General features: G+C 68.4%; 19 protein-coding genes and 1 pseudogene. 7 read left to right on the forward strand and 13 right to left on the reverse strand.

The window, feature by feature from the left end:
• Positions 1-3 precede the first annotated feature (3 nt).
• Genes IE325_RS04915 through IE325_RS04925 form a run of 3 tightly spaced genes read right to left on the reverse strand, consistent with a single transcriptional unit; the run spans position 4 to position 3079 of the window.
• A complete protein-coding gene (locus IE325_RS04915) occupies positions 4-834 on the reverse strand; it encodes a carbohydrate ABC transporter permease (RefSeq protein WP_190068391.1) in 831 nt (276 codons plus the stop codon).
• Positions 831-1769: a carbohydrate ABC transporter permease gene (locus IE325_RS04920; protein ID WP_190068392.1), complete on the reverse strand. Its 939-nt coding sequence runs from the start codon at positions 1767-1769 to the stop codon at positions 831-833. Before IE325_RS04920 ends, IE325_RS04915 begins: the two co-directional genes overlap by 4 nt.
• Positions 1769-3079, reverse strand: coding sequence for an ABC transporter substrate-binding protein (locus tag IE325_RS04925; protein ID WP_190068393.1), 1311 nt, complete (start codon positions 3077-3079; stop codon positions 1769-1771). The genes IE325_RS04920 and IE325_RS04925 overlap by 1 nt, the downstream gene beginning before the upstream one ends.
• Before the next feature lie 164 nt (positions 3080-3243).
• Here IE325_RS04925 and IE325_RS04930 point away from each other — a divergent pair, with 164 nt between their 5' ends.
• The 4 genes from IE325_RS04930 (at position 3244) to IE325_RS04945 (ending at position 10098) form a co-directional block, all read left to right on the forward strand.
• On the forward strand, positions 3244-5604 hold the full coding sequence (locus IE325_RS04930; protein WP_190068394.1) for a glycoside hydrolase family 2 protein: 2361 nt from the start codon (positions 3244-3246) through the stop codon (positions 5602-5604).
• Positions 5601-6635 (forward strand): LacI family DNA-binding transcriptional regulator, encoded by a 1035-nt coding sequence (locus IE325_RS04935; protein WP_190068395.1) that lies wholly within the window; start codon positions 5601-5603, stop codon positions 6633-6635. Before IE325_RS04930 ends, IE325_RS04935 begins: the two co-directional genes overlap by 4 nt.
• A gap of 116 nt (positions 6636-6751) precedes the next feature.
• Entirely contained in the window at positions 6752-7972 is a 1221-nt protein-coding gene (locus IE325_RS04940; protein WP_190068396.1) for a thiolase family protein, read from the forward strand.
• Positions 7969-10098: a 3-hydroxyacyl-CoA dehydrogenase NAD-binding domain-containing protein gene (locus IE325_RS04945; RefSeq protein WP_190068397.1), complete on the forward strand. Its 2130-nt coding sequence runs from the start codon at positions 7969-7971 to the stop codon at positions 10096-10098. Before IE325_RS04940 ends, IE325_RS04945 begins: the two co-directional genes overlap by 4 nt.
• A gap of 60 nt (positions 10099-10158) precedes the next feature.
• Here IE325_RS04945 and IE325_RS04950 read toward each other — a convergent pair whose 3' ends face one another.
• Both IE325_RS04950 and IE325_RS04955 read right to left on the reverse strand, forming a co-directional pair.
• Entirely contained in the window at positions 10159-10551 is a 393-nt protein-coding gene (locus IE325_RS04950; RefSeq protein ID WP_190068398.1) for a hypothetical protein, read from the reverse strand.
• Between the two features lie 46 nt (positions 10552-10597).
• On the reverse strand, positions 10598-11614 hold the full coding sequence (locus IE325_RS04955) for a PLL family lectin (RefSeq protein ID WP_190068399.1): 1017 nt from the start codon (positions 11612-11614) through the stop codon (positions 10598-10600).
• Positions 11615-11712: 98 nt separating this feature from the next.
• Between IE325_RS04955 and IE325_RS04960 the strand changes: the two genes are divergently transcribed.
• Both IE325_RS04960 and IE325_RS04965 read left to right on the forward strand, forming a co-directional pair.
• Positions 11713-12603, forward strand: a complete 891-nt coding sequence (locus tag IE325_RS04960) for an NAD(P)-dependent oxidoreductase (protein ID WP_190068400.1) — start codon at positions 11713-11715, stop codon at positions 12601-12603.
• Positions 12604-12622: 19 nt separating this feature from the next.
• Positions 12623-12994, forward strand: a complete 372-nt coding sequence (locus IE325_RS04965) for a PIN domain-containing protein (protein WP_190068401.1) — start codon at positions 12623-12625, stop codon at positions 12992-12994.
• A gap of 41 nt (positions 12995-13035) precedes the next feature.
• Here the strand turns inward: IE325_RS04965 and IE325_RS04970 are convergent, their stop codons facing one another.
• The 7 genes from IE325_RS04970 to IE325_RS05000 all read right to left on the reverse strand — a co-directional run bounded on the left by IE325_RS04970 (position 13036) and on the right by IE325_RS05000 (position 22712).
• Entirely contained in the window at positions 13036-14553 is a 1518-nt protein-coding gene (locus IE325_RS04970; RefSeq protein ID WP_190068402.1) for an amino acid permease, read from the reverse strand.
• 145 nt (positions 14554-14698) lie between these two features.
• Positions 14699-16627: a 1-deoxy-D-xylulose-5-phosphate synthase gene (gene dxs, locus IE325_RS04975; RefSeq protein ID WP_190068403.1), complete on the reverse strand. Its 1929-nt coding sequence runs from the start codon at positions 16625-16627 to the stop codon at positions 14699-14701.
• Between the two features lie 275 nt (positions 16628-16902).
• Entirely contained in the window at positions 16903-18195 is a 1293-nt protein-coding gene (locus IE325_RS04980) for a sugar ABC transporter permease (RefSeq protein ID WP_190068404.1), read from the reverse strand.
• Complete coding sequence (locus IE325_RS04985) at positions 18192-18983, reverse strand: ATP-binding cassette domain-containing protein (protein ID WP_190068405.1); 792 nt, start codon at positions 18981-18983, stop codon at positions 18192-18194. The genes IE325_RS04980 and IE325_RS04985 overlap by 4 nt, the downstream gene beginning before the upstream one ends.
• 134 nt (positions 18984-19117) lie before the next feature.
• Positions 19118-20218 (reverse strand): sugar ABC transporter substrate-binding protein, encoded by a 1101-nt coding sequence (locus tag IE325_RS04990; protein ID WP_190068524.1) that lies wholly within the window; start codon positions 20216-20218, stop codon positions 19118-19120.
• 133 nt (positions 20219-20351) lie between these two features.
• Entirely contained in the window at positions 20352-21551 is a 1200-nt protein-coding gene (locus IE325_RS04995) for an ROK family transcriptional regulator (protein ID WP_190068406.1), read from the reverse strand.
• Positions 21552-21788: 237 nt separating this feature from the next.
• Positions 21789-22712, reverse strand: a complete 924-nt coding sequence (locus IE325_RS05000; protein ID WP_190068407.1) for a carbohydrate ABC transporter permease — start codon at positions 22710-22712, stop codon at positions 21789-21791.
• A gap of 95 nt (positions 22713-22807) precedes the next feature.
• Between IE325_RS05000 and IE325_RS05005 the strand changes: the two are divergent.
• Positions 22808-24000: pseudogene (locus IE325_RS05005) on the forward strand (RNA-guided endonuclease InsQ/TnpB family protein); the annotation flags it as partial.
• A 37-nt stretch (positions 24001-24037) separates the two neighbouring features.
• Here the strand turns inward: IE325_RS05005 and IE325_RS05010 are convergent.
• The gene (locus IE325_RS05010; RefSeq protein WP_190068409.1) at positions 24038-24964 is read right to left on the reverse strand and encodes a carbohydrate ABC transporter permease; all 927 of its coding nucleotides are present in this window, start codon (positions 24962-24964) and stop codon (positions 24038-24040) included.
• Between the last annotated feature and the right edge of the window lie 48 nt (positions 24965-25012).

A 25012-nucleotide genomic window follows, 5' to 3' on the forward strand; every position in this document is an offset into this window, starting at 1 on the left:
GCCTCACCTGGACGCCCCCTTCATGAAGCCGTTGTAGACGAAGCGCTGCAGGAACAGAAAGACGATCAAGGTCGGCAGGATCACCAGGACCGCTCCTGCCGAGATCGTTTCCCAGTGCGCTCCGAACGGGCCCTTGAAGCGGAACAGCGAGGTCGAGATCACGCCAAGATCTTCCGAGGGCATGTACAGGAACGGGATGTAGAAGTCGTTGTACGTCGTGATGCCCTTGACGATCACCACCGTCGCGATGGCCGGTTTCAGCAGCGGGAAGATGATCCGGCGGTAGATCGTGAAGGCATTGGCGCCGTCCAGACGGGCCGCCTCGTCCAGTGAGACCGGGATCGAGCGGACGAACTGCAGGAAGATGTAGATCGAGACGATGTCCGTGCCCATGTAGAGGACGATCGGCGCCCAGAGGCTGTCGAACATGCCGAAGCTGTCGACGATCTGGAAGGTCGCCACCTGGGTCGTGACACCGGGCACCAGGGCGGCGACCAGGAACAGGGCCACAACCAGCTTCTTGAAGCGGAAGGTGAAGCGGTCGATGGCGTACGCCGTCATCGAGCCGATGAGCACCGTGCCGCCGATGGCGAAGAGCAGGATGACCGCCGTGTTGGCGAACGCCGAGAGCATCCGGCCGTCCTGGAACGCCGTCGCGTAGTTGGAGAGGTTCAGCAGGTCGTCGGGGAGGGCCAGCGCGCCACTGCCGTTCGCCATCTCGCGCTCCGACTTGAGGGACGTCAGGACCACGGCGGCCAGCGGCAGCAGGATCACCGCGGTCGCGGCGATCAGGGACACGTACACCAGGGTGCGGGCCACGGTGCGGCGGGTCATACGAGGTCCACCCTGTCGTCGGGGACGAGGCGCCGCTGGACCCAGGTCACCGCCAGGACGATCAGCAGCAGCACGACCGCGGCCGCCGATGCGAGCCCCGTCTTGTTGAACTGGAAGGCCAGCTTCACGGTCTGGATCACGAAGGTCTCGGTGCCGGTCGCCCCGCCGGTCATGATGTACGGGATCTCGAAGACCGCCAGCGAGCCGGAGATCGAGAGGATCACCGTCAGGCTCAGGACCGGCTTGATGCCGGGCGCGATGATGTGCCGGAACTGGTGCCAGCGGTTCGCGCCGTCCAGTTCGGCCGCCTCGTACAGCTCCCCGGGGATCGACTGGATCGCACCCAGGAAGAGCACGAAGTTCAGGCCCAGGTAGCGCCAGACGGAGACGGCGGCGAGGGAGGTGTTCGCGGACTCGGGCGTGCCGAGCCAGGCGCGGTCCGTCTCCACCCCGAACAGGCTCAGCACCGAGTCCAGAGTGCCCCCGTCCTGGAAGAAGTACAGGAAGACGAAGCCGATCGCGACGCCGTTGATCAGATACGGGAAGAACAGCACGCCCTTGAAGAAGTTCCGGAAACGGACGTTGAAGCTGAGGATCGTGGCGAAGTAGAGGGCGGCCACGATCTGGACGACGGAGGCGGCCAGGTAGTAGCCGCTCACCCAGAACACCTCGAACAGGTCGGAGCGGGTGAAGAGTTCGCCGTAGTTCTCGGCGCCCGTGTAGTGCAGCTCGGGGCTCACTCCGTCCCAGTCGGTGAAGCTGTACGCGACCATGTTGGCGATCGGCGCATAGGTGAAGGTGAGCAGGAGGGCCAGCGGGGCGAGCAGGAAGAGCCAGGGGGTGGCCCCGCGCCACAGCCGTGCCGGGCGCGGGGCGGGGGCCGGTGCGGGGGCCCGGGTGACGGGGGCCGTCTTCTCGATCGTGTCGTCCGTCATCAGGACCCCAGGGACGCTTGTGTGTCGGTCCACTTCTTCGCGAGGCCGGCCAGGAAGTCGTCCAGGCTGCCCTTCGTGGCGCCGCGTGCGAGGTCGACGAGGTCCTGGCGGTAGGCGGGCTTGTAGATGCCGACCTCGGACTGGTTGTCGATGGACTTCACCTGGGCGCCCTTGGTGTCGTCCAGGTCGATGATCTTGACGCCCGCCGTCTCGTACGGCTTCAGGACGTCGGGCAGCGGGGCCTGCTTGAGCGGGGACAGGGCCAGGTTGTCCGCCGCGTAACCGGACTTGTCGGTGAACCAGTCGATCCAGGCGCGGGCCGCCTCCTTGTGCTCGGAGTGGATATTGACGGCCTGGTTGTAGTCGGGCTTCGCCACCGCGCAGAACGTGCCGTCCTTCTGGGCGGGGAACGGCATGAACCCGATGTCGTCGGGGTCGGCGCCGGCCTGCTCCGCCGCGCCCCGCATCTGGATGACCGCCCAGGAGCCGAGCCACATGGTGGCGATCTCACCCTTGGCGATACGGGGCTTGGACGCCTCCCAGTTGGTGGTCGTCGGGTCCTTCTCGATCAGGCCCTCGCGCACGATGTCGTAGAGCAGCGTGTCCGCGGTCCGCAGGTCGGCGCCCTCGGCCCAGGGATCGCCCTCGGCGAGCCTGGACGTGGCCTGTTCGTCGCAGCTGACGGCGCCGTTGACGTCGGTCCACTGGGTGAGCGGCCACATGTCCTTGAAGTTGGTGTAGTAGGGGATCGCGTCGGTCTTCGACTTGATGGCCTTGAGGTCGGCGAGGAACGCGGCCGGTGTGGTCGGCCAGTCACTGATCCCCGCCCGCTCCCACACCTTCTTGTTGAAGATGAACCCGGGGACCGCGCCGATCGGGCTCTGGCCGTAGACCTTGCCGTCGACCGTGGAGTAGTCGGTGAAGCGGTACGTCTTGCTCCGCTCTGCCTGACTGCCCAGGGACGCGAAGAACTTGGGGTAGTCCTTCTTCTCGACCACGGCCGGGATCATGAGGACGTCGCCGTAGTTCTCCGTGTTCATACGGATCTTGACTTCGCCCTCGTAGTCGGTGATGGCGTCGAACTCGACCTTCACCTCGGGGTACGTCTTGTTGAACTCGGCTGCGTACTTCTCCATCGTCCCGTCCTGCACGAGGTCGGTGCGATGGGTGAGGACGGTGATGGTGCCGCTGACCTTTGTGGGGTCGTCAGGCGCCTTGGCCTCCGCGCCCTTTGAGCTTCCTCCGGTGCCGGTGCAGGCCGAGAGCAGCAGGGTGGCTGTCGTGACGGCGAGAACTGTACGGCGGTTCATGTGCATCAGCTCCGTTCGCGGGACGTTTCTCGGGACGGACGAGCACGTGCGGGTTGGCTGGTTCGGAACTCTGACAATGTTTTCTAAACCGGTAAAGTCCCAATCCCGCCAACGATGCCCAAACCCTTCCCAGCCCTGGGATTAAACGGTTTAGGAGTGCGCGCATGCTTCAGGCGACACCGCTCACCGACGGATGGATCCTGCGGCACGAGGGGGCCGAACTCCCGGCCGCCGTGCCCGGCTGCGTACACACCGACCTGCTGGCAGCCGACGTGATCCCGGACCCCTTTCTCGGGCTGAACGAGCGCGAGGTGGCGTGGGTGGGGCGGCGGGACTGGACCTACGAGACCGACCTGGACGCCAGGTCCGCCCATGAGCAGACGGACCTGGTCTTCGAGGGGCTCGACACGGTCGCGGAGATCCTGCTGGACGGCCAACTCCTGGGCCGGGTAAGGAACATGCACCGCTCGTACCGCTTCGACGTGACCGGGCTCAGCGGACGGCTCTCGGTGCGTTTCGCCTCCGCGTACGCCGAGGCCGAGGCTGTGCGCGGCAAGCTGGGTGAACGGCCCGCGGCCTACGCCGAGCCCTACCAGTACCTGCGCAAGATGGCCTGCTCCTTCGGCTGGGACTGGGGGCCGACGCTGGTGACGGCCGGGATCTGGCGGCCGGTGCGGCTTGAGCATTGGTCGACGGCCAGGATCGCGCGCGTGCGGCCGCTCGTGACGGTCGAACAGGGCGCGGGAGTCGTGGAGTTGGCGGTGGACGTCGAGCGAACCAGGGTGGAGGCGCCGCTCACGGTCGAGGCTTCCGCCGGTGGGGTGCGGGCGCGCGCGGAGATCGACGGGACGGGTGGGGTCGTACGACTGCGGGTGCCCGACGTACGACTGTGGTGGCCGCGCGGCTACGGCGAACAGCCGCTGTACGACGTCGAGTTGAGGCTGCTGCACGGCGAGGACGCGCTGGATGTATGGCGGCGGCGGATCGGCTTCCGGAGCGTGGAACTGGATCGCGGGGCCGACGCCGACGGCACCGGTTTCACCCTCGTCGTCAATGGCGAGCGGCTCTTCGCGCGGGGCGTCAACTGGATCCCGGACGACGTGTTCCCGTCCCGGGTGACGAGGGAGCGGTACCGGAGGCGGCTGGAGCAAGCCGCCGACGCGGGCGTGGATCTCGTACGGGTCTGGGGCGGCGGGATCTATGAGAGCGGGGACTTCTACGACGCCTGCGACGAGCTGGGGCTGCTGGTCTGGCAGGACTTCCCGTTCGCGTGCGCGGCCTATCCGGAGGAGCAGCCGTTGCGCGGGGAGGTGGAGGCCGAGGCACGGGAGAACGTCGTACGGCTGATGCCGCATCCCTCGCTGGTGCTGTGGAACGGCAACAACGAGAACCTGTGGGGGTTCCGGGACTGGGGCTGGGAGCAACGGCTGGCCGGGGACTCCTGGGGCGAGGGGTACTACCTGGGCGTGCTGCCGCGGGTGGTGGCCGAGTTGGATCCGACGCGGCCGTACACGGCGGGGAGTCCCTGGTCGGGGTCGTGGCACCGGCATCCGAACGATCCGGCGCACGGCACGCATCACTCCTGGGAGGTGTGGAACCGGGAGGACTACGCCGAGTATCGAGGGGAAGTGCCGCGATTTGTCGCCGAGTTCGGGTGGCAGGCGCCCCCCGCCTACGCCACTCTGCGGCGGGCGCTGCCGGGTGAGGAGCTCGCGCCGGACTCCCCCGGCATGCTGCACCACCAGAAGGCGGACGACGGGAACGGGAAGCTGCGGCGGGGCCTTGAGCGGCATTTCGCGGGAGCCGTCGAGGGGGACTTCGACCGATGGCACTACCTCACCCAGGTCAATCAGGCGCGGGCCGTCGCCGCCGGTATCGAGCACTGGCGGTCGCACTGGCCGGTGTGCGCGGGCACGGTCGTCTGGCAGCTCAACGACTGCTGGCCGGTGACGTCCTGGGCGGCGATCGACGGGGACGGGCGGGAGAAGCCGCTGTACCACGAGCTGCGGCGGCTGTACGCGGACCGGTTGCTGACGCTGGGCGTGCGGGAGCTGGCCATCGTCAATCAGGGGACCGAGGAGTGGGCCGGGGTCGTGCGGCTGCGGCGGATGTCGGTCGAGGGGGCGCTGCTCGGCGAGGCGAGCGTGGATCTCAGTGCCGGGCGGCGTGCGGTGGCCAGGGTCGGCGTACCGAAGGAAATGGCGCCCGTCGGGCCGAAGGAGTTCCTGGTGGCGGACGCGGACGGGGTGCGGGCCGTGCATTTTCCGGTGCCGGATCGCGAAGTGCCGTATCCGCGGCCGGAGTTCGATGTCGCGCTCGTGCCGGGTGGAGTGTCGGTGACGGCCCGTACCCTCGTACGGGATCTGCTGCTCCAGGCCGACCGGCTGGATCCGGACGCCCGTGCCGACCGGGGGCTCGTGACGCTGCTGCCCGGTGAGGAGGTGACCATCGGCGTGTCCGGCTGGAAGACTCCGGACGCGGCCGCCGCCCGGTCCGCCCTGTACTGCATGGAGCCCTCCCGATGACCGCTCAGCCGGCCTCCCGCGTCACCATCAAGGACGTCGCCGCGCGCGCCGGTGTGTCCAAGGGGGCCGTCTCCCTCGCCTTCAACCACAAACCGGGGCTGTCGGAGGCGACCCGCGACCGGATCTTCCGGGCCGCGCGGGAGCTGGGCTGGGCGCCGAACCTCACGGCGCGCACGCTGGCCGGTTCGCGGGTGGACGTGGTGGGTCTGGCGATCTGCCGTCCTGCGCGGATGCTCGGGCTCGAACCCTTCTACATGGAGTTCGTCTCGGGTGTGGAGAGCGTGCTGACCGAGCACTCCTGCTCGCTGCTGCTGCGGCTGGTGCGGACCGTGGAGGAGGAGGCCGGGCTCCAGGAGACGTGGTGGCGGGGGCGGCAGATCGGCGGCTCGATCCTGGTCGACTTCCGCGCGGACGACCCTCGCGTCGCGGTGGCCCGGCGGCTCGGGATACCGGTCGTCGCGGTCGGGCATCCGTCGCTGACGGGCGGACTGACCTCGGTGTGGACCGATGACGCCACCGCCGTGACGGAGGCCGTGCGGTATCTGGCCGCGCTGGGGCATCGGCGGGTCGCCCGGGTGGGCGGGGCGGCGGCGCTCGGTCATACGTCGATCCGTACGGCCGCCTTCGACGAGGCGGCGGGGGCGTTGGCGCTGGCCGGGGCGTGGCAGGTCGCGACGGACTTCTCGGGCGACGCGGGGGCGCGGGCCACGCGGTCGCTGCTCACCGCCGCCGCGGCCGATCGGCCGACGGCGATCGTGTACGACAACGACATCATGGCGGTGGCGGGGCTGGCGGTGGCGGCGGAGATGGGGCTACGGGTGCCGGAGGACGTGTCGCTGCTGGCGTGGGACGACTCTCAGCTGTGCCGGCTGACGCATCCGACGTTGTCGGCGATGAGCCATGACGTGCACGGGTTCGGGGCGGAGGTGGCCCGGACGCTGTTCGGGGTGATCATGGGGGACGGGGCGGGGTCGCATCCCGTGCCCACCCCGGTGCTGACTCCTCGGGGGTCCACGGCTCCGCCCAGGTGACGTTTGAATGTGACCTTCGCCGCTCCACCCCTCAGGACTGTGCAGCTACGTTACTCATAAGTAGCATGGCCATGAGCAAGCGCTCAGCGTCCCGCACCTTCTGGAGGAGAGCCATCGTGCCTCGTACCCTCAGGGACGTCGTCTTCGTCGACGGCGTCCGCACCCCGTTCGGCAAGGCGGGCCCGAAGGGCATCTACCACGAGACCCGTGCCGACGACCTCGTCGTCAAGGCCATCCGGGAGCTGCTGCGCCGCAACCCCGGTCTCGACCCGAAGCAGATCGACGAGGTCGCCATCGCCGCGACCACGCAGATCGGCGACCAGGGCCTGACCATCGGCCGTACGGCGGGCATCCTCGCCGGTCTCCCCCAGTCGGTGCCCGGCTACTCCATCGACCGTATGTGCGCCGGCGCGCTGACCGCCGTCACCACGGTCGCCGGTTCCATCGCCTTCGGCGCCTACGACGCCGTCATCGCCGGTGGTGTCGAGCACATGGGCCGTCACCCGATGGGCGAGGGCGTGGACCCGAACCCGCGGTTCGTCTCCGAGAAGCTGGTCGACGAGTCCGCCCTGTTCATGGGCATGACGGCGGAGAACCTGCACGACCGCTACCCGCACATCACCAAGCAGCGCGCCGACGAATACGCGGTGCGCTCGCAGGAGAAGGCCGCCAAGGCGTACGCCAACGGCAAGATCCAGGCCGACCTGGTGCCGGTGTCCGTGCGCCGCACCAACCCCGAGGCCGGTGAGACGGGCTGGGGCCTGGTCACCGCCGACGAGCCGATGCGCCCGGGCACCACGCTGGAGAACCTCTCCGGTCTGAAGACCCCGTTCCGCGTCCACGGCCGGGTCACCGCCGGTAACGCGGCCGGTCTGAACGACGGCGCCACCGCCTCGATCATCGCCTCCGAGGACTTCGCCCGCGAGAACAACCTCCCGGTGAAGATGCGCCTCGTCTCGTACGCCTTCGTCGGCGTCGAGCCCGAGGTCATGGGCTACGGCCCGATCCCGGCCACGGAGAAGGCGCTCGCCAAGGCGGGCCTCGACATCTCCGACATCGGTCTCTTCGAGATCAACGAGGCCTTCGCCGTCCAGGTCCTGGCCCTCCTCGACCACTACGGCATCGCGGACGACGACGAGCGCGTCAACCAGTACGGCGGCGCGATCGCCTTCGGTCACCCGCTGGCGTCGTCGGGTGTGCGTCTGATGACGCAGCTCGCCCGCCAGTTCGAGGAGCAGCCGCATGTCCGCTACGGCCTGACCACCATGTGCGTCGGCTTCGGCATGGGCGCGACGGTCATCTGGGAGAACCCGAACTTCGACGGAGGCAGCAAGTGAGCACCACCGCTGAGCTTTTGAAGGGTGCGGCCGAGCTGTTCCCCGACGAGGTCGTGACGTCGGCGCACGTACGCCACCTCGACCTGCCGTACGGCGCCGGGCGCTTCGCGCTCATCACGCTGGACAACGGCTTCGACCACACCAAGCCGACCACCTTCGGCCCGGCCTCGCTGGCGAACCTCAACACCGCCATCGACCAGGTCGAGAAGGAGGCCGCGGACGGCGACATCGTCGGCATCGGCATCACCGGCAAGCCGTTCATCTTCGCCGTCGGCGCCGACCTCAAGGGCGTCGAGCTGCTGAAGGAGCACAAGGACGCGCTGGCCATCGGCAAGGGCGGCCACGAGGTGTTCAAGCGCCTGTCGGCCCTCGCCGTGCCGACCTTCGCGTACTACAACGGTGCCGCGATGGGCGGTGGCGTCGAGGTCGGTCTGCACTGCAAGTACCGCACCGTCAGCAAGGCGCTGCCCGCCTTCTCGCTCCCCGAGGTCTTCCTCGGCCTGGTGCCCGGCTGGGGCGGCTGCACGATCCTGCCCAACCTGATCGGTGCCGACAAGGCCGTCTCGGTGATCATCGAGAACAGCCTCAACCAGAACAAGCAGCTCAAGGGCCAGCAGGTCTTCGACCTCGGTATCGCCGACGCCATCTTCGAGGGCGCCGACTTCCTGGAGCAGTCGCTGATCTGGACCGCCCAGGTGCTGAAGGGCGACGTCGAGGTCGAGCGTCCGGTGATCGACCGCGGTGAGGGCTGGGACCAGGCCGTCGCCAAGGGCCGTTTCATCGCGGACTCCAAGGTGCACGGGGCCGCTCCGGCCGCCTACCGCGCCCTCGACATCATCGCCGCCGCCAAGAACGGCGACCTGCAGCAGGGCTACGACGCCGAGGACAAGGCCCTCGCCGACCTGATCATGGGTGGCGAACTGCGCTCCGGCATCTACGCCTTCAACCTGGTGCAGAAGCGCGGCAAGCGCCCGGCGGGCGCCCCGGACAAGAACCTGGCCCGCCCGGTCACCAAGGTGGGCGTGGTCGGCGCCGGCCTGATGGCCTCCCAGCTCGCGCTGCTCTTCCTGCGCCGCCTGGAGGTCCCGGTCGTCCTCACGGACATCGACCAGGAGCGCGTCGACAAGGGTGTGGGCTACGTCCACGCCGAGATCGAGAAGCTGCTCGGCAAGGGCCGTATCAACCAGGACAAGGCCAACCGCCTCAAGGCGCTGGTGACCGGTGTCCTGGACAAGGCCGAGGGCTTCTCCGACGCCGACTTCGTCATCGAGGCCGTCTTCGAGGAGATCGGCGTCAAGCAGCAGGTGTTCGCGGAGGTCGAGGCGGTCGCCCCGGCGCACGCGATCTTCGCGACGAACACGTCGTCGCTGTCGGTGTCGGAGATGGCGTCGAAGCTTCAGCACCCCGAGCGGGTCGTGGGCTTCCACTTCTTCAACCCGGTCGCGGTCCTGCCGCTCCTGGAGATCGTGCGCGGCGAGAAGACGGACGACGCCTCGCTGGCGACCGCTTTCGCGGTGGCCAAGAAGCTGAAGAAGACCGCGGTGCTGACGAAGGACGCCCCGGCGTTCGTCGTGAACCGCATCCTGACCCGCTTCATGGGTGAGATCCAGAACGTCATCGACGAGGGCACCCCGGTCGAGGTCGCGGAGAAGGCGGTGGAGCCCCTGGGCCTGCCGATGTCCCCGCTGGTCCTCCTCGAACTGGTCGGCCCGGCCATCGGCCTGCACGTCTCGGAGACCCTCAACCGGGCCTTCCCGGACCGCTTCACGGTCTCCCCGAACCTCGCGGCCGTCGTCAAGGCGGGCAAGCGCGGCTTCTACGTCTACGACTCCGGCAAGCCGGAGCTGGACCCGGAGGTCGCCGCGCTGCTGAAGCAGGGCGACTCGGTCCTCAGCGAGGAGCAGGTCCGTGACCATGTCCTGGACGCGGTGGCGCAGGAGATCGGCCTGATGCTCGACGAGGGCGTCGTCGCCGAGGCCCAGGACATCGACCTCTGCCTGATCACGGGCGCCGGCTGGCCCTTCCACCTGGGCGGCATCACGCCGTACCTGGACCGCGAGGGCGTCTCGGAGCGCGTGAACGGCAAGAAGTTCCTGGAGCCGGGCGTGGCGAGCGTCCCCGCGTAAGCGCTCCGCTGTGCATTCCGGTGCCCCGCATGCCTGCTGGTGTGCGGGGCACCGGCGTTCTCAGCCGGCGTCCGGGCGGCGGTCCTCGACATGGACGACATGGAGGGACGTGCCGTCCTGGTGGCGTTTGTCGCGGCCGTGGATGCCGATGGCCAGGTGCGACGGGTCGACGGGCTCGTCGAGGGCGACGTGGGTGACGACGTCCGGGTGATGGCCGGTGACCAGCCAGCCCAGGTTGTCCTTGAGCGTGAGCACATTGAAGTCACCGGCCGAGGAGCCCACGTGCACCGGGCCGAACTCGCCGAGAATCCCCGAGGCCTGTCCCGCGAGATCGCCCGCGGGCTCCTTCAGCACCACGCACGTCCCGTGCTCGAAGAGCACCCAAGAGGCCCCCGAGGGCCCCAGGATCCGCCGCCAGACCTCGACCAGGCTTTCTGTGTCCATGACGGCCATCCTCGCGCAGACGTACCTGAACGGTCCTGCGAAATACCTGCCGCGCTCAGACCTCCCGCCACGCCTCCAGCGCCAACCCCGGCTCATCCTTGCGCCGCGTGACCAGCAGCTGCCCCGCCGACGGCGACACCGTGGCCGCCACCACCCGTTCGTCCTCGTCCACCGCCAGTCCCACCACCGCGTCCGCCGGGAGCTGCGGTCCGGACTCGGTCCACCACGCGCCCGCCGACTCCTGCTCCGTGGGATACGCGGCGAAGGCGACGCGGCCGCTGGCCGAGCGTTGGGCGAGGAGTGTGCAGTCGTGGCCGTCGAGTTGGCAGCGGATGGCGGAGACCGGGCCGGGACCGGCGGAGGTCAGCAGGGTCACCGGCTTGGTGCCGGGGCGCCAGGCGCACAGGTCGCCTGAGTCGTCGGCGTAGAAGAGCGTGGTGTGGTCGGCGGAGGTGGCCAGGGCGTGCAGGGTGCCCGCGCGGACCGGGGTCTCCATCGCCTCCTCCAGGACCGGGACGCTGCCCGGCTTCTCCTGGCGCCAGTGCAGCAGGGCTCCGGGGACGGCGGCATACAGCTCGACCAGCCCCGACTCCCCCGTCACGGCGGCCAGCAGGTCGTCGACCTCCGCCCCCTTCAGATCACGCCACGGACCCCAGCCGCCCACCTCCTTCTGGCCGCGCATGCTCACGCCGCCGCCCCTGTTACGGACGAAGACATGGGCCCGCCCCTGCGCGTCGACCGTGACGGCCGGTGTGCCGGTGCTGTCGCCGGACTGGTTCGGGTGGCCGATGGAGATCCAGTCCAGGGCGGCCAGCCGCGGCCGGAAGTGTGTGGAGTGCACCAGCCCCGCCTCGCCCGCCTTGGTGGGGCGCCAGGCGGCCAGATGGGCGTAGGAGTCGGCGCCCTGACCGACCGCGGGGCCGGGGCGCAGCTTCTGGTCGCCGCCGACCTTGCGCGGAGGTTCCCAGGGTCCGCCGGGTCCGAGTTCCGCCCGGCACAGCACGGCGTCCTCGGTCGGCAGATAGACGCTGAGGCGGCCGTCGCGGCCGCGGATGAGCCAGTCGCCGTTCACCGGTTCACTCTATTCGGGGGCGGAGCCCCAGGGTGCCCCGACCCCGGGCAAGCTGGATCACAGCAGTAACGTCCGCACGAGAACAGGAAGTCGACGACATGACCGACAAGCTCACCGTGAGCGTCCTGGGCACCGGGATCATGGGCGCCGCGATGGCCCGCAACCTGGTCAGGGCCGGGCACACCGTCCGCGCCTGGAACCGCACCCGGGCCAAGGCCGAGCCGCTGGCCGCCGACGGCGCGTTCGTCGCCGACAGTCCCGCCGAGGCGGTCCGGGGCGCCGATGTCGTCCTGACCATGCTGTACGACGGTCCCGCGACGCTGGACGTGATGCGGGAGGCGGCGCCCGGGCTGCGCTCCGGTGCCGTGTGGATGCAGTCGACGACCGCCGGCATCGACTCCCTCGCCGACCTGGCGGTCTTCGCCCGCGAGCACGGCCTGGTCCTCTACGACGCCCCCGTGCTGGGCACCCGTCAGCCCGCCGAGGCCGGTCAGCTCACCGTGCTGGCGGCGGGGCCGGCCGAGGGCCGGGAGACGGTGACGCCGGTGTTCGACGCGGTCGGTGCCCGGACGGTGTGGACCGGCGAGGACGGCGGGGAGGGCAGCGCGACCCGGCTGAAGCTGGTCGCCAACAGCTGGGTGCTGGCGGTGACCAACGCGGCCGGTGAGGTGCTGGCCCTCGCCAAGGCCCTGGACGTGGACCCGCGGCGGTTCTTCGAGGTGATCGACGGAGGGCCGCTCGACATGGGGTATCTGCGGGCCAAGACGGGCCTGGTGCTGAACGGCGGGCTGTCCCCGGCCGCGTTCGCGGTGGGCACGGCGGCCAAGGACGCCCGGCTCATCGTCGAGGCGGGCGAGCGGCACGGCGTACGTCTGGACGTGGCCGAGGCGAGCGCGGAGCGCTTCGAGCGTGCGGCCCGGCTCGGGCACGGCGACGAGGACATGGCGGCGGCGTACTTCGCCAGCTTCCCCGACGTGGCCTCCGACTGAGCCGTGCGACCCTTGCCCCATGAACGATGACGTCCCCCTCCTCGTGATCGTCGACGCCGCGAACGTCGTCGGCTCGGTGCCCGACGGGTGGTGGCGGGACCGGCGGGGGGCCGCCGAGCGGCTGCGGGACCGGCTGGCGGCGGACGGGGTGCCTGGGCATGCCGGGCCGGTGGAGATCGTGCTCGTGGTGGAGGGGGCCGCCCGGGGCGTCGGGACGGTGCCGGGCGTGCGGGTGGAGTCGGCCGCCGGGAGCGGCGACGACCACATGGTCGACCTCGTCGCGCGCTCGGAGGGGCGGCCGTGTCTGGTGGTGACGGCGGACCGGGAACTGCGGCGGCGGGTGACGGAGTTGGGGGCGGATGTGACAGGGCCGCGTACGGTCCGGCCGTAGCCGGGTGGTTCTCCGTACGCGGCCCCGGGAGCGGACGGGCCCTAGGCCTGTCCCTCGCCCTTCTCGACCTCGGCGACGGTCGTCTCCTCGTGGCGGCCGAGGCGGCTGTGGGAGCGGCCGTAGAGGAAGTACACGCCGAAGCCCGCCACCATCCAGATGGCGAAGCGGACCCAGGTCTCGGCGGGCAGGTTGATCATCAGCCACAGGGAGGCGCACACCGACAGGATCGGGATGACCGGCACCCAGGGGGTGCGGAAGGCCCGGTGCAGGTCGGGGCGGGTCCTGCGGAGGATGATCACGCCGATCGCCACGACCACGAAGGCGAACAGGGTGCCGATGTTGACCAGGGCGGCCAGTTCGTTCAGCGGGGTGAAGCCGGCGAGGACCGCGATGATCACACCGAGCAGGATGGTCGGCCGGTACGGGGTCTTGAACCTCGGGTGAACCCGGGAGAAGAAGCGCGGCAGCAGTCCGTCGCGGCTCATCGCGAAGAAGACGCGGGTCTGGCCGAGGAGCAGGATCATGCAGACCGTCGTCAGACCGACCGCGGCGCCGAAGCTGATGAAGCCCGCGAACCAGGGATGGCCGGTGTCCTTGAACGCGTCGGCGAGCGGGGCGTCCACGGACAGTTTGGTGTAGTGCTGCATTCCCGTGACGACGATCGACACGGCGACATACAGCGTGGTGCAGATGATGAGCGAACCGATGATGCCGCGCGGCATGTCCCGCTGCGGGTTCTTGGTCTCCTCGGCGGCCGTGGCCACGACGTCGAAGCCGATGAAGGCGAAGAACACGACCGACGCGGCGGTGAAGATACCCATCACGCCGTAGTTGGAGGGGGCCCAGCCGAACATGAGCTGGATCAGCGGGGCCTGGAGGCTGCTGCCGGCCTCGACGGTCTTGGTGTCCGGGATGAACGGGTCGTAGTTGTCGCCGTCGATCAGGAACGCGCCGGCGATGATCACGACGAGCACGACGGTCACCTTGATGGCGACGACCAGGGACGTGATCCGCGCGGACAGCTTCATACCGAGGACGAGGATGACCGTGAGGACGAGGACGAGCGCGGCGGCCAGGATGTCGAAGCCGAAGGCGTCGGCGCCCTCTCTGCTGCCGAGCCCCGCGGGCATCTCCCAGCCGGCGTTGTCCATCAGTGACTGGATATAGCCCGACCAGCCGACGGCCACCACCGCCGTGCCGAGCGCGAACTCCAGGACCAGGTCCCAGCCGATGATCCAGGCGGGCAGTTCGCCGAGGGAGGCGTACGAGAAGGTGTAGGCGGACCCGGCGACCGGGACCGTGGAGGCGAACTCGGCATAACAGAGGGCGGCCAGCGCACAGGCGACACCGGCCGCGACGAACGCCAGGGCCACCGCGGGTCCGGCGTTGTTCTTCGCGACGGTGCCGGTGAGCACGAAGATGCCGGTGCCGATGATGACGCCGACGCCGAAGACGGTCAGATCCAGCGCGGACAGGGACTTCTTGAGCGCGTGCTCTGGCTCCTCGGTATCGAGGATGGACTGCTCGACTCTCTTCGTCCGGAAGAGTGTGCTGCTCACGGTCGTACCTCCCACGCTTGTCGTCCTCGACATGATCGAGAGGGGGCGGTGTACGCATGCCCCGACGCGGGCGGATTCATACAGATGGGCCGGTTTCACCACCGTCATGGGTGCTGAAACCGGCCCATCCGACCGTCAGTGGCCGTCAGTCGCGCGCGGGCTCCACCGAGTCGACCTCGGCGGCCGTAGCGCCGTACCGGCCGTCCAGCTTGGAGACCAGACCGGTCACCTGGCGGGCGATGTCGGGGGCGGTGAGGCCGATCTCCGTCATCACCTCGGCGCGGGAGGCGTGGTCGAGGAAGCGCGGCGGGATGCCGAAGTCACGCAGCGGGACATCGACGCCGGCGTCGCGCAGGGCCTGGGCGATCGCCGAGCCGACGCCGCCGACGCGGGAGTTGTCCTCGACGGTGACGACGACGCGGTGGCGCTCGGCGAGCGGGGCCATGGCCTCGTCGACGGGCTTGACCCAGCGCGGGTCGACGACGGTGGTGGTGATGCCCTGCTTGTCGAGGAGCGAGGCGATCTCCAGGCACATGGGGGCCAGCGCGCCCACGGAGACCAGCAGCACGTCGGGCGTGTCCGTACCCGGCTCACGCAGCACGTCCATGCCGCCGACGCGGCCCACGGCGGGTACGGCGGGGCCGACGGCGCCCTTGGAGAAGCGGACGACGGTCGGGGCGTCCTCGACCTCGACGGCCTCGCGCAGCTGTGCCCGCACCTGGTCGGCGTCGCGCGGGGCGGCGAGCCGCAGCCCGGGGACGACCTGGAGGATCGACATGTCCCACATGCCGTTGTGGGAGGCGCCGTCGGTGCCGGTGACGCCGGCGCGGTCGAGGACGAAGGTGACGCCGCACTTGTGCAGGGCCACGTCCATGAGGACCTGGTCGAAGGCACGGTTGAGGAAAGTGGCGTACACGGCGAAGACGGGGTGCACACCGCCGGTCGCGAGGCCCGCCGCGCTCACGGCGCCGTGCTGCTCGGCGATGCCGACGTCGTAGATCCGGTCAGGGAAGGTGTCCGCGAACTTCTTCAGGCCGACCGGCTGGAGCATCGCCGCGGTGATCGCGACGATGTCCTCGCGCTCCTTGCCGAGCTTGACCATCTCGTCGCCGAAGACGGACGTCCAGTCGGCGCCGGAGGCCTTGATCGGCAGGCCGGTGTCGGGGTGGATGGGGCCGATGCCGTGGAAGCGGTCGGCCTCGTCCTGGAGGGCGGGCTGATAGCCGCGGCCCTTCTCGGTGAGGCAGTGCACGATGACGGGGCCGCCGAACCGCTTGGCGCGGGCCAGAGCCGACTCCAGCGCCTCGATGTCGTGTCCGTCGATCGGGCCGACGTACTTCAGGCCGAGGTCCTCGAACATGCCCTGCGGGGCGATGAAGTCCTTCAGGCCCTTCTTGGCGCCGTGCAGGGTCTCGTAGAGGGGCTTGCCGACGACCGGGGTGCGGTCGAGGATCTCCTTGGTGCGGCTGAGGAAGCGCTCGTAGCCGTCCGTCGTGCGCAGGGTCGCCAGGTGGTTCGCGAGGCCGCCGATGGTGGGCGCGTACGACCGCTCGTTGTCGTTGACGACGATGACGAGGGGGCGGTCCTTGGCCTCGGCGATGTTGTTCAGCGCCTCCCAGGCCATACCGCCGGTCAGCGCGCCGTCACCGATGACGGCGACGACATGGTCGTCGCGGTTACGCAGCTGGTTGGCTTTCGCGAGCCCGTCGGCCCACCCGAGGACGGTCGAGGCGTGGCTGTTCTCGATGACGTCGTGCTCGGACTCGGCCTGCGAGGGGTAGCCGGACAGGCCGCCCTTCTTCTTCAGCCTGCTGAAGTCCTGGCGGCCCGTGAGCAGCTTGTGCACATAGGACTGGTGGCCGGTGTCCCACAGCACCTTGTCCTTGGGCGAGTCGAAGACCCGGTGCAGGGCGATGGTCAGCTCCACCACACCGAGGTTGGGGCCGAGGTGGCCGCCGGTCTTGGAAACGGCGTCGACGAGGAAGGTCCGGATCTCCTCTGCCAGCTGGTCCAGCTGCTCAGGGCTGAGCCGGTCCAGATCGCGCGGTCCCGTGATGCGGGTCAGCAGCGGCACCCGTGCCTCCTTGCAGTAGAGCTGTTGCCGGGCCTGTCGAGTCTAATGTTCCGCCCCAGCGGAAGGTTCCCGGCCCACCTGTCATACGTCACGCAAACGGCTCTACCCAACAACACCCCGTACTACAACGCCGACAGGGGCGCGGGGCTGTGTCCATATGCGGCTACCGCCGCGTGGGCGCGACGCACAACGCCGAAAGGGGCGCGGGGAACTGCGCGACCAGCCACAACGGACCGGCACACGACAATCCACCCACGCCCCTACGGCGTCCCGCGCTACGCGCGACCGGCTGTCTTCTGCGTCTTACGGGTGATCGAGTCGATGACCACGGTGGTCAACAGCACACCTGCGGTGATCATGTACTTCACCGGCTCGGCGATGGACTCCAGCTGCAGCCCGTACTGGATCGACACGATGACCAGCACACCGAGCAGCGCGTTCCAGGTGCGCCCACGTCCACCGAACAGCGACGTACCACCGATAACCGCGGCGGCGATCGCGTTCATCAGCAGGTCACCCGTACCGGCGCTCTGGTTGGCGGAGGCGATCTTCGAGGCCAGGAAGAGACCACCGATGGCCGCGAACCCGCCCGAGATCGCGAACACGGAGATCCGCACCGCGGTGACGTTGATACCCGCACGACGCGAGGCCTCCACGCTGCCACCGAGCGCGAAGATCTTGCGGCCGTACGAGGTACGCCGGAGCAGGAAGTCCGTGCCGACCAGGAACACCAGGAAGATCACCGTGGCCAGCGGCAGGCCCTTGTACTGGTTGTACATGATCGCCGCGGCGAAGGAGACGATGCCCAGGAGCACCGTCCGCAGGACGGTGTCGCTCAGCGGCCGGAACGGGATGCCCGCGGCCTCGCGGCGACGGTTGCCGAGGAACGAGGTGATGAAGAACACCGCGGTCACCACGGCCGCGAGGCCGTACGCGGCGGCCACGTCCGTGAAGAAGTACGTCGTCAGCTTGCCGATCAGACCGTCGCTGTCGAGGTTGATCGTGCCGTTCTCGCCCAGCGTCTGGAGCATGAAGCCGAGCCAGAACAGCAGACCGGCGAGTGTGACGGCGAACGCCGGGGCGCCGAGCACCGCGAAGAAGAAGCCGTGCGCCGCGCCGATGAGGGCACCCGCCGCGACGGCGAAGAGCACGGCCGCCCACTCGGGCCAGCCCTGGTTGACCGCGAGGACGGCCGCGATGGCGCTGGACGCGCCGCTGACCGAGCCGACGGAGAGGTCGATCTCGCCGAGCAGCAGCACGAAGACGATGCCGACGGAGATCATGCCCGTGCCGACCATCGTGACGGTGATGTCGTTGATGTTCTGCGCGGACAGGAAGGCCGAGTTCAGGCTCTGGAAGATCACGCAGATGGCGATCAGGCCGAGGATGACCGGCAGGGAGCCCAGCTCACCGGCCTTCAGCTTGCGCCGGAACTCGGTGAGGTAGCCGGCCAGGCCCTGCTCCTGCACCAGCAGGCGCGGGTCGACCGCGGTGACCGCGGCCGCGGCGGCCTCGGTGTTGAGTACCTCGTGGTCCTGCGCCGTGGCGGAGGTCTTGTCGATGCTCACTTGGAAACCTCCCCGGTCGTGCGCGCCGCACGGCGGGTCACGGCGTTCTCGGTGGCGCCCGTGATGGCGGAGATGATCTCCTCCTGCGAGGTCGTCTTGACCTCGAAGACACCGTTGTTCTGGCCGAGGCGCAGCACGGCGACCTTGTCGGCGACGGCCTTGACGTCGGCCATGTTGTGGCTGATGAGGATCACGGCGTGGCCGCGCTCGCGCAGCCGCTCGACCAGGTCGAGGACCTGTGCGGTCTGCTCGACGCCGAGGGCGGCGGTGGGCTCGTCGAGGATGACCAGCTTGGGCTCGCCGAGCATGGAGCGGGCGATGGCCACGGTCTGGCGCTGACCGCCGGAGAGCGAGGCGATCGGGATACGCACGCTGGGGATGCGGATCGACAGGGTCTGGAGCAGCTCGCGCGAGCGGCGCTCCATCTCGACCTCGTCCAGGACGCCGCGCTTCTTCAGCTCGCGGCCCAGGAAGAGGTTGCCGACGACGTCGATGTTGTCGCACAGCGCGAGGTCCTGGTAGACCGTCGCGATGCCCAGGCTCTGGGCGTCGTGCGGCCGGTTGATCGAGACGGCCTTGCCGTCCCATTCGATGACGCCCTCATCGATGGGGTGCACGCCGGCGATCGTCTTGACCAGCGTGGACTTTCCGGCACCGTTGTCGCCGACCAGGGCGACCACTTCACCGGCGTGGACCTCAAGCTCTACGTCGGTGAGCGCCTGAACGGCACCGAACCGCTTGGAGACCCCGCGCAACGCCAGCACGGGCGTAGCGGACACGTGAACCATCTCCTTCGCCGCCTGACCCGGCGGAAGGGTTGTGCAGAGAAAAGTTTTGGGGGGTTCCGTCCGGCGCCCCGCGCCGAGCTTGCGGGGCTGACGTATGCGCGGGACGCCGGAGGAGTCTTGTGGCCGGTACGGCCTTACTTGATGCCGGCCTTGTCGCAGGCGGCCTTGTACTTGCCGGTGCAGATCTCGGCGGCGGTGTAGAAGCCTTCCTTGATGACCGTGTCGTTGATGTTGTCCGTGGTCAGCGAGACGACCGGGACCAGCACCGACGGGATGTCCTTCGCGCTGCCGCTGGCGACCTTGTCCTTGGCGATGGAGTCCAGGCTCTCGCCCTTGGCGAGCGCGACGGCCATCTCACCGGCGACCTCGGCCTCGGACGGGTAGGACTTGAACACGCTCATGTACTGCTCACCGGCGACGATGCGCTGCACCGCGGCGAGCTCCGCGTCCTGGCCGGTGACCGGGATCTTGAGGTCGGCGGCGTTGAGGGCGGTGATGATACCGCCGGCCATGCCGTCGTTCGCGGAGTAGACGCCGGCGATGTTCTTCGCGCCGACGGAGGAGATCGCGGCCTCCATCTCGGAGTTGGCGTTGTCCGGCGACCACTCCTTGGTGTCGTACTCCTTGGCGATGGTGACCTTGCCGTCGAGGACGGAGTGCGCGCCCTTCTTGAACTGGGCGGCGTTCGGGTCGGTGACCGAGCCGTTGATCATGACGATCTTGGTCGACTTGGTGGCCTTGTCGCCCAGGGCGGTCAGCAGGGCCTCACCCTGGGTCCGGCCGACCTCCTCGTTGTCGAAGGAGGTGTAGGCGCTGATCGGGCCCTCGGCGAGGCGGTCGTAGGCGACGACCTTGATGCCCTGGTCGACGGCCTTCTGCACGGAGTTCTGGATCGCCTTGGCGTCCACGGCGTCCAGGATCAGCACGTCCACCTTGTTGGTGATCATGGTGTCGACCTGCTGGGCCTGGAGGTTGGCGTCCTGCTTGGCGTTGTTGTAGAGGAACTCCGCCTTGTTGTTCGTGAGCTCCTTGACCTTCTTCTCGATCAAGGGACGGTCGAACTTCTCGTACCGGGCCGTCTTGTTCTCCGGCAGCAGGAGACCGACCTTGATGTCGTCACCCTTGCTGGCGCTGGCGGTGGAGTCGTTGTCGCCGCCCGCTTCCTCGGCGCTGCCACAGGCAGCCAGCGAGATGGCCATCGCACCTGCGGCAACGGCAACGGCGGCACGACGCATACGCGTGTTCACTTCAGAAACCTCCCTGACGAGGCCGCGTCGTTGCGGCCGAGGTGGCTGGAAGTCAACTCGGCCACACGTGCGACGTCAAGAAGTAAATCCTTAACGGGTTGGCAACGGTGCCATCCGTTCTCTAAGTGAAGGCAGGCGCGGCGGCATGCAGGGTGCTGTCCAAAAGGGTTGAATCACCCATCTCGCTGAGCGCGAGCGCGAGTGCGCCGAGCACCTCGGCACGGCCGCCAAGTGCCCCGGGAAGAACGGACAGTTGGCGCGCGGCACTGGGAATGGCGTAGCGGCCGACGGACTCCCGGATGGGCCCGAGGACCAGCTCACCGGCCTCGGCGAGATCACCGCCCAGGACCACGCGGCTCGGGTTCAGGAGGTTGCAGAGGTTCGCGACTCCGCTGCCGATATGACGGCCGACGTCGGCGATCACCCGACGGCAGCCCGGATCTCCGTCCCTGGCCAGCCGTACGACGCCCTCCATGGTCAGATCGGTGCCATGGCTGGACTGGAGCAGCGGGAGCACATAGCGCGCCGCCGCGAAGGTCTCCAGGCAGCCCCGGTTTCCGCAGCGGCAGACCGGGCCGGATTCATCAAGGGTAATATGACCGATTTCTCCCGCCGTGCCGCCCGGGCCGCGGTAGATCTTGCCGTTGATGACCAGACCGGCGCCGACACCGCTGGCGACCTTGATGTACGCCAGGTCCCGCACACCCCGCCCGCTGCCCCAGACCAGCTCGCCCAGGGCGCCCAGGTTGGCGTCGTTGTCCACGTGCACGGGCACGCCGAGCCGCCCCCGCAGCTCCTCGGCGGGCTTGGTGCCGGTCCAGCCCGGCAGGATGGCGGTGGAGCCCAGGGTGCCGGACTCCACGTCGATCGGGCCGGGCACGCCGAGGCCGACCCCGGCGATCTTGGAGCGGTCGACGCCGGTCGCCGCGATCAGCCGGTTGACCAGCTGTTCGGCACGGTCGAACCCCTGTGTCGAGGACGCGTCCACGTCCAGCGGCTCGGACTCCTCGGCCAGCACCTGATGGGCGAGGTTCCCGACCGCGACCCGCAGATGCGTATGGCCGAAGTCGACCCCTATGACAATGCCGGCGTCCCCGCTCAGCGAGACGCTGCGGGCCCGGCGGCCGCCCGCCGACGTGGGCGTGACCTCGACGGTTCCGCCGTCCTTGAGCTCACGGACGATATTGGAGACCGTCGCGGCGGACAGACCGGTGGTCCTCGCGATCTCCGCCTGGGTGAGAGATCCGGCCAGCCGTACGGCCCGCACGACCCGCTCCAGATTGGCTCGGTGCAGCGACGACTGCGACCCCGGAGTCTCCACGACGACCTCCTGCGCGCGGGGCCGCTTCGATGAGACCCCGTTCGTGTCCAACTAGTGAACTCTAAGCTGAGCCGTTCGGGTTGCCTCCCGTCAAGAGGTTGAACCGGATCCGGGAATGTGTACACGCACACGTGAGCCACCCCTTAGTGGGGTGGCTCACTGTCGACGTGGAGTGACACGGCCCTCACGCTGGGGCCAACAGACAGCGTTTACTTCACGGCTTCAACGCCCGGCCCCCTACTTCAACGCCCCCGCCGTCAGCCCCGACACCACCTGCCGCTGGAAGATGATGTAGGCCGCGAGCACCGGCAGCATCGCCATCACCAGACCGGCGAAGAGCCCCGACCAGTCGCCCTTGTAGCCCTGGCTGACGGCCAACTGGACCAGGCCCTGGGTGAGGACCTTCTTGTCCGGGTCGGTGTTGAGGACCGTGGGCAGCATGTACTGGTTCCACTGGCCCAGGAAGTTGAAGATGCCGACGCTGATCAGTCCCGGCTTGGCCATCGGGAGCATGATCTGGAAGAACGTACGGCTGTGCGAGGCACCGTCCACGAAGGCCGCCTCCGCCACCGAGGTCGGCAGCGTGCGGAAGAAGGCCGTGAGAAAGAACACCGTGAACGGCAGCGAGTACGCGATGTAGACCAGGATGAGGCCGTGGATCGTGTTCAGCAGCCCCATGTTGTTCACGACGTAGAACAGCGGGACCAGCGCGAGCATGATCGGGAAGCTCATGCCGCCGATGAAGAGGTAGTAGATGAAGCGGTTGCCCGGGAAGTCGAAGCGGGCCAGCACATAGGCCGCCATCGAACCGAGCACCAGGGTGCCGATCAGCGAACCCCCCACCACCAGGATGGTGTTGAGGAAGTAGTCGCTCATATTGGCCTCGGTCCAGGCCCGCGACCAGTTCGAGAAGTGCAGTTCGTCCGGCAGTGACCAGGGCGAGCTGAAAATGGAGGCGTCGTCCTTGAAGGACGTCATCACCGCCCACAGCAGCGGCATGACGACCATGAACGCCCAGATGATGAGGACGCCGTGGGAGAAGACGTTGAGGGTGGTGCCCTCCTTCTTCTTCCGGCCCGGCTTCTTCGCCGTCACGTCGATCTTGGTGATGGGCATACCGGACTCGGCCGGTACGGGAGCGGTGGTCTCGGTCGTCTTCATCTGATGCCTCCGGGAATGCTCCGTCCTTCAGGGCGGATCGCAGTGCACTGGCAGACAGATTTGATCTTTACTTGCTGGCGCACTAATTTGTGAGAGTGGCCAAGACCCAGGTGAAGCGGGCGTTCAAGTACCGCTTCTATCCGACGGATGCGCAGGCAGCGGAGCTGTCGCGCACCTTCGGCTGCGTCCGGAAGGTCTACAACATGGCGCTCGCCGCTCGCACGGAGGCATGGGCACGCCAGGAACGGGTCAACTACAACGCCACCTCCGCGATGCTGACGGCGTGGAAAAAGACCGAGGAACTGGCATACCTCAACGAGGTCTCCTCGGTGCCGCTTCAGCAGACACTTCGCCATCTGCAAGGTGCGTTCACCAACTTCTTCGGCAGGCGAGCCAAGTACCCACACTTCAAGTCGCGCAAGAGGTCGCGCAAGAGCGCGGAGTACACCACCAGCGGCTTCCGGTTCCGTGACGGCAAGCTCACTCTGGCCAAGATGGCGGAGCCGCTGGACATCATGTGGTCCCGGCCCTTGCCCGAAGGCGCGAGCCCCTCCACGGTGACCGTTTCGCAGGATGCGGCCGGACGCTGGTTCATCTCGGTGCTGTGCGAGGACCCCGCCGTGATTCCACTCCCCGCAACCGATGCCGAGATCGGCATTGACGCGGGGCTGGACCACCTGGTGAGCCTCTCCACCGGCGAGAAAATCGCCAACCCCCGGCACGAACGCAAGGACCGTGCCCGCCTCGCCCGCGCCCAGCGGGAACTGTCCCGCAAGGCCAAAGGTGATGGCACCAACCGGGCCAAGGCCCGACGCAAGGTCGCGAAGATCCACGCCCGGATTGCCGACCGGCGCCGCGACCGGCTGCACAAGCTGACCACTCGACTCGTGCGTGAAAACCAAACGCTTGTGATCGAGGACCTGACCGTGCGCAACATGGTCAAGAACCGCAGCCTCGCCCGCGCCGTCTCTGATGCCGCGTGGCGGGAGCTGCGGGGCATGCTGGAGTACAAGTGCGCCTGGTACGGGCGGAACCTCGTGGTCGTGGACCGCTGGTTCCCGTCCTCCAAACTGTGCTCCGCCTGCGGTGCCTTGCAGGACAGGATGCCGCTGAACGTCCGAAGTTGGACATGTGACTGCGGAGCGACCCACGATCGGGACGTGAACGCGGCGAAGAATCTTCTGGCTGCCGGACGGGCAGTGTCGGCCTGTGGAACTGGTGTAAGACCTCAACGGAGAACTCCGGGCGGGCAGTCGGCGACGAAGCAGGAAATCCACGGGGCGACCCGTGGAATCTCCCGCCTTTAGGCACGAGAACGTCAACTCTCAGAACTCCAGCCGCTCGCGCCGCCCGAGCCGCATCACGATCGCGGCGAAGGCCAGCGTGACGACGAGCAGGGCCACCCCGATCGTGGTGGCGTAGGCGGCCTGCCCGTCACGGAACGCTTTCTGGTACACGTACAGGACCATGACCGTGGTCGAGTAGTCGGGGCCACCGGGTCCGGTCGTCATGATGTGTACGACCGCGAACGACTCGGCGCCGAGGGCGAGGATGCCCATATAGACCCAGCCGGACTGCACGGTGTCCCACAGCAGCGGCAGGGTGATCCGGAAGAACGTACTGGCGCGGCCGGCCCCGTCGAGCAGCGCGGCCTCGTACAGATCCGCCGGGATGGAGGCCATACCGGCGGAGAACAGGACCACGAAGAAGCCGACCGTGGACCAGACGATCACCGCCATCACGGCCCACAGGGCGAGGTTCGGGTCACCCAGCCAGAGCGGCTGGACGCTGTCGAGGCCGATTCCGCGCAGGATCGAGTTGATCGCGCCGCTGTCCGGGTTGTACGCGAAAGCGAACAGCAGCGCGACGATCGCGATGGAAAGGACCTGCGGGAAGAAATAGACGATCTTGTAGAACCCCGACCCGCGGACACCGCTGACCGCCGGGCCGCCCTTTCTGCGCCGTCCGCCCACATTGATCATGAAGGCGAGGAACAGCGCGAAACTCAGGGTCACCAGCGGCAGCAACAACGCGAACCACAAGCTGTGCTGCAACGACTTCCAGAAGATCTCGTCGTCGAGCATGCGCTCGTAGTTGTCGAAGCCGACCATCTTGAATTCGGGACTCAGCCCGGTCCAGTCCGTGAACGAGTAGTAGATGGACTGGATGAAAGGCCAGACGACAAAGAGCGCGTACAACCCGAGGGGCACCGCGAGGAACCCCACGATGAACTTGTACTTGCCGTGCTGCATTGCTATCGACCCCGATCTGCGCGCGGACGCAGCCGCTGGTGACGGTTC

The organism is Streptomyces lanatus (assembly GCF_014655715.1).
Taxonomy (GTDB): domain Bacteria; phylum Actinomycetota; class Actinomycetes; order Streptomycetales; family Streptomycetaceae; genus Streptomyces; species Streptomyces lanatus.

Coding starts and splice junctions, on each gene's coding strand:
- IE325_RS04915 (WP_190068391.1), bottom strand. CDS start 834: ATGACCCGCCGCACCGTGGCCCGCACCCTGGTGTACGTGTCCCTGATC.
- IE325_RS04920 (WP_190068392.1), bottom strand. CDS start 1,769: ATGACGGACGACACGATCGAGAAGACGGCCCCCGTCACCCGGGCCCCC.
- IE325_RS04925 (WP_190068393.1), bottom strand. CDS start 3,079: ATGAACCGCCGTACAGTTCTCGCCGTCACGACAGCCACCCTGCTGCTC.
- IE325_RS04930 (WP_190068394.1), top strand. CDS start 3,244: ATGCTTCAGGCGACACCGCTCACCGACGGATGGATCCTGCGGCACGAG.
- IE325_RS04935 (WP_190068395.1), top strand. CDS start 5,601: ATGACCGCTCAGCCGGCCTCCCGCGTCACCATCAAGGACGTCGCCGCG.
- IE325_RS04950 (WP_190068398.1), bottom strand. CDS start 10,551: ATGGCCGTCATGGACACAGAAAGCCTGGTCGAGGTCTGGCGGCGGATC.
- IE325_RS04960 (WP_190068400.1), top strand. CDS start 11,713: ATGACCGACAAGCTCACCGTGAGCGTCCTGGGCACCGGGATCATGGGC.
- IE325_RS04965 (WP_190068401.1), top strand. CDS start 12,623: ATGAACGATGACGTCCCCCTCCTCGTGATCGTCGACGCCGCGAACGTC.
- IE325_RS04985 (WP_190068405.1), bottom strand. CDS start 18,983: ATGGTTCACGTGTCCGCTACGCCCGTGCTGGCGTTGCGCGGGGTCTCC.
- IE325_RS04990 (WP_190068524.1), bottom strand. CDS start 20,218: ATGCGTCGTGCCGCCGTTGCCGTTGCCGCAGGTGCGATGGCCATCTCG.
- IE325_RS05000 (WP_190068407.1), bottom strand. CDS start 22,712: ATGAAGACGACCGAGACCACCGCTCCCGTACCGGCCGAGTCCGGTATG.
- IE325_RS05010 (WP_190068409.1), bottom strand. CDS start 24,964: ATGCAGCACGGCAAGTACAAGTTCATCGTGGGGTTCCTCGCGGTGCCC.